Source organism: Paracoccus sp. NSM (assembly GCF_052379855.1).
GTDB lineage: Bacteria > Pseudomonadota > Alphaproteobacteria > Rhodobacterales > Rhodobacteraceae > Paracoccus.
This window is the reverse complement of record NZ_JBQTCG010000030.1, coordinates 1-3,080: the sequence shown is the minus strand read 5'-3', so window position 1 is coordinate 3,080 and position 3,080 is coordinate 1. Positions and strand designations below refer to the sequence as shown.

Genomic DNA, 3,080 nt, shown 5'->3' with positions numbered 1-3,080 from the left:
CAGGGGCCGCGAACGGCCCCTGCCCTGTCGTTCGGGATCTGCGTCCGATCAGTCGATCATGGGCAGCAGCTTGTTGATGCTGTCCTTGGCGTCGCCATAGAACATCCGGGTGTTCTCCTTGTAGAACAGCGGGTTCTCGATGCCGGAATAGCCGGTGCCCTGACCGCGTTTGCTGACAAAGACCTGCTTGGCCTTCCAGACTTCCAGAACCGGCATCCCCGCGATGGGGCTGTTCGGATCGTCCTGCGCCGCCGGGTTCACGATGTCGTTCGAGCCGATCACGATCACCACGTCGGTCGAGGGAAAGTCCTCGTTGATCTCGTCCATTTCCAGAACGATGTCATAGGGGACCTTCGCCTCGGCCAAGAGCACGTTCATGTGGCCGGGCAGACGGCCCGCGACGGGGTGGATGGCGAAACGCACCTCCTTGCCCGCCGCGCGCAGCTTGCGGGTCAGCTCGCTGACCGCGCCCTGCGCCTGCGCCACCGCCATGCCGTAGCCCGGCACGATCACCACGCTGTCGGCATCGTTCAGCGCCGAGGCCACGCCCGCATCGTCGATGGCGATCTGCTCGCCCTCGATGGCCGCCGCGGGGCCGGTCTCGCCGCCGAAGCCGCCCAGGATCACGCTGACGAAATGGCGGTTCATCGCCTTGCACATGATGTAGCTGAGGATCGCGCCCGAACTGCCCACCAGCGCGCCGGTCACGATCAGCAGGTCGTTGCCAAGCGTGAAGCCGATCGCCGCCGCCGCCCAGCCCGAATAGCTGTTCAGCATCGACACGACCACCGGCATGTCGGCGCCGCCGATGCCCATGATCAGGTGATAGCCGATGAAGAAGGCAAAGCCCGCGATCAGGATCAGCCACAGGATGCCCGGTCCGGTCCCGGCCAGATACAGCATCCCCAGCAGGACCGAGGCCGCCAGCGCGCCCGCGTTCAGCATATGCCCGCCCGGCAGCTTCCTGGGCTTGCCGTCCACGCGGCCCGACAGCTTGCCGAAAGCCACGACCGAGCCGGTGAAGGTCACCGCGCCGATGAAGACGCCCAGAAAGACCTCGATCTTCAGCACCGTGATCTCGGCCTGGGTCTTGTGCATCAGCACGCCCGCAAAGCCCTGGAAGTCCATGGCCAGCCCCTCGGCGCGGGCGCGCAGGACGCGCGCCAGCTCGATCTGGGCGTTGAAGCCGACAAAGACCGCCGCAAGGCCGACCAGCGAATGCATGGCGGCGACAAGCTGCGGCATCTCGGTCATCTGGACGCGCTTGGCGATCAGCCAGCCCGCCGTGCCGCCGATGGCGATCATCACGGCCGAGAGGAACCAGTTCCCCGCGCCCGGCCCGAACAGCGTCGCCAGCACCGCAAGCGCCATGCCCGCGATCCCGTACCAGATGGCGCGTTTCGCGCTTTCCTGTCCCGACAGGCCGCCAAGCGACAGGATGAACAGGACCGATGCGACCACATAGGCCGCGGTGGTGAATCCGTAAGCCATTCCTGTCCCCTTACGATTTCTGGAACATGGCCAGCATCCGGCGCGTGACCAGGAAACCGCCGAAGATGTTGACGCCCGCCATCAGCACGGCCAGGGCCGCAAGGATCGTCACCCAGGCCGAGCCCGACCCGATCTGGATCAGCGCGCCCAGGATGATGATCGAGCTGATCGCGTTGGTGATCGCCATCAGCGGCGTGTGCAGCGAATGGGCGACGTTCCAGATCACCCGGAAGCCCACGAAACAGGCCAGCACGAAGACGATGAAATGCGACATGAAGCTGACCGGCGCGACCAGCCCCACGGCCAGCAGCAGCAGGCCACCGCCCGCCAGCATCGTGACCTGGGATTTCGTCTCGGCCTTGAAGGCGGCGGCCTCGGCGGCGCGGCGCTCTTCGGGGGTCGGGTCCTTCTTCTTCTCCTTGGGCTTCTGGGCCGCGATGGCGGCGACCTTAGGCGGCGGAGGCGGCCAGGTGATGTCGTGATCATGCGCCACCGTCGCGCCGCGGATCACGTCATCCTCCATGTTGTGCCGGATCACTCCGTCCTTGCCCGGCGTCAGGTCGGCGATGAAATGGCGGATGTTGTTGCCGTAAAGCTCGCTCGATTGCGTGGCCATGCGGCTGGGGAAATCCGTGTAGCCGATGATGACCACGCCGTTTTCCGTCACGATCCGCTCGTCGGCGACGGTCAGTTCGCAATTGCCGCCCTTCTCGGCGGCAAGGTCCACGATGACGCTGCCGGGCTTCATCGCGGCGACCATGTCGGCGGTCCACAGGACCGGCGCATCGCGGCCCGGGATCAGCGCCGTGGTGATGACAATGTCCATCTGCGGCGCCAGTTCGCGGAACTTGGCCAGCTGCTTCTCGCGGAATTCGGGGCTGGAAGGCGCGGCATAGCCGCCCGTCGCCGCACCGTCCTGCGCGGGTTCGTCGAATTCCAGGAACACGAATTCCGCGCCCATCGACTCGATCTGTTCGGCCACTTCGGGGCGCACGTCGAAGGCATTGACCTGCGCGCCCAGACTGACCGAGGCGCCGATCGCGGCCAGACCCGCCACGCCCGCGCCCACGACCAGAACCCGCGCGGGCGGCACCTTGCCCGCCGCCGTCACCTGACCGGTGAAGAAGCGGCCGAAATTGTTCGCGGCCTCGATCACCGCGCGGTAGCCCGCGATATTGGCCATGGACGACAGCGCGTCCATCTTCTGCGCGCGGCTGATGCGCGGGACCATGTCCATCGCGACGGCGGTGACGCCCTGTTCCTTGGCCAGCGCCAGCAATTCCGCGCTCTGCGCCGGATAGAAGAACGAGATCACCGTCTGCCCGGCGCGCATCTGGCGCAGCTCGGCCTCGGTCGGCTGGCGGACCTTGGCGATGGTATCCGCCGCGCCGATCAGCTCGGCGGCGGTCGCGAGGACCGTGACATCGGCGCGCCGGTAATCCTCGTCGGAAAAGCCCGCGCGGGCGCCCGCACCGGTTTCGATCAGGACCTCATGCCCCAGTTTCCGGAGATGCCCCGCAGAAGCCGGGGTGATCGCCACCCGCGCCTCCCCCTCAAAGCCCTCTCTCAAAGCGCCAATCTTCATGGCC

2 protein-coding genes are annotated in these 3,080 nt (G+C 66.7%); both read right to left on the bottom strand.

What is annotated here, in order from left to right:
* Positions 1-48: 48 nt before the first annotated feature.
* Complete coding sequence (locus ACTZWU_RS16670; protein WP_444738481.1) at positions 49-1,491, bottom strand: NAD(P)(+) transhydrogenase (Re/Si-specific) subunit beta; 1,443 nt, start codon at positions 1,489-1,491, stop codon at positions 49-51.
* A gap of 10 nt (positions 1,492-1,501) precedes the next feature.
* On the bottom strand, positions 1,502-3,076 hold the full coding sequence (locus tag ACTZWU_RS16665) for a Re/Si-specific NAD(P)(+) transhydrogenase subunit alpha (protein ID WP_444738482.1): 1,575 nt from the start codon (positions 3,074-3,076) through the stop codon (positions 1,502-1,504).
* Between the last annotated feature and the right edge of the window lie 4 nt (positions 3,077-3,080).